At 39.7% G+C, this 1,470-nt stretch carries 3 protein-coding genes; all 3 read left to right on the top strand.

The window, feature by feature from the left end; genetic code table 11:
- Positions 1 to 280 precede the first annotated feature (280 nt).
- Positions 281 to 577, top strand: coding sequence for a hypothetical protein (locus EGI32_RS11195; RefSeq protein WP_255155363.1), 297 nt, complete (start codon positions 281 to 283; stop codon positions 575 to 577).
- Between the two features lie 89 nt (positions 578 to 666).
- Positions 667 to 915: a helix-turn-helix domain-containing protein gene (locus EGI32_RS11190; protein WP_255154907.1), complete on the top strand. Its 249-nt coding sequence runs from the start codon at positions 667 to 669 to the stop codon at positions 913 to 915.
- A gap of 111 nt (positions 916 to 1,026) precedes the next feature.
- The coding region (locus EGI32_RS11185) for a type I restriction enzyme HsdR N-terminal domain-containing protein (RefSeq protein ID WP_255155449.1) at positions 1,027 to 1,470 on the top strand (444 nt) is incomplete at its 3' end.

Below are 1,470 nucleotides of genomic sequence, written 5' to 3'. Positions count from 1 at the left end.
CGAAGGCGGGGTGTTGTGGTTCTAATTCCGCCTTCGACAAGCTCAGGCTGACAGTGAGGTGGTTTTAAGCTCAGGCTGACAGTGAAGGTGGTGTTAAGCTCACGATTAATAGGAATACCTCAGATAACGCCCTAAAAAAATGAACATTGCTTAAGCTTTACGTGCAGTCAGCCTGAGCTTGTCGAAGGCGGGGTTGAGAGGTTCTAATGCCGCCTTCGACAAGCTCAGGCTGACAGTGGCGGGTTTATTCAGGCTGACCGTGGAAAAAAAATCAGGCATTTTGAGTTTTAATTGGCTGCAACGCATAAGTAGCCTCCAGCAACGCCTTCACATACTCATAAAAATGCAGCATGCACTTCCGCTCCTGCGCTATATCGCTGTACGGCAGGTGCTCGCTGGTGAGGGCGCCGCTGAAGAGCAGCCACAGCTCGCGGCCGGCTTCTTCGGCGGTGTATTCGTTTACAAAGCCATCGATAACGGCGGCGGCATCGGCAGCGGTATCAGGATTGGGTTGGTGGAGGGAGTAGTAGTGCTCGGCGATGTGGGCGGGGAGTGTTGTCATTGGGTGAAAAGTTGAAGAATGATTAATAATTAAATATACTAATTATTATCGCAACTAAGACATATGTCTTATGCTTTATTTTAAAAATTTCTTTAGGTTTACTTATGCCCGCTAAACTCGACAAAGTAGATATTAAATTTAAACTGGCTGTTGCCGCAAGGTTGAAAGAACTTCGTGAGCAAAGCGGTTTGAGCCAGCAAGCACTAGCTGATAATTCAGGAAGAAATCCCCAGGACTATAATAAGAATGAAAGAGGAAGAGGAACGAGTTTGTATACGATCAATAAGTTTTGTATTGAGCGGGGGATAACGTTGAAGTATTTTTTTGATTCGGTGTTGTTTAAAATTAAATAAATTTAGAATTCAAAATACAACATCAAGGAAGTTTAAAAACACTAACCACCTTTTATTTATCTTTGCTAGTAATTGATAGTTTTTAATAAGCGTATAAAGATTTAGGGCCTCATGAAAAAGTTTACAAATCCGTTAGAGAGTTCTACTAGAATTAAGATAAATAATTGGCTAACAAACCTTTCTTGGAATATCGATGAGGACAGCCCGGATTGTAATTGTTATACGGAGCGTGCGAGAACAGTTTCTGAAAATAAAAAATTTAAAGGTAATAGGCCTGATTATGTTTTGTATTCATCTGATAAAAAACCGCTTGCAATAATTGAGGCTAAAAGACAAGGAAAAACCCTACAGACGACATTAAACGAAACAATAAAAAAATATGCAACTCCCTTAGGAGTTAAAATTGTATTTATTACTGATGGTTTATTTATTCAGGCATATCATACAGAAGATAATGATTATCTATATTATAATTCTGAGATAGTAACAGAATTTCTTTCAGAAAAAAAGCTAAGATTGTTTTCTGATGGTGGCAGTAAAATATTCAGCGAGAAG

Source organism: Ferruginibacter sp. HRS2-29 (genome assembly GCF_024343615.1).
Taxonomy (GTDB): Bacteria; Bacteroidota; Bacteroidia; order Chitinophagales; family Chitinophagaceae; genus Ferruginibacter.
This window is presented reverse-complemented; position numbering and strand designations above follow the sequence as displayed.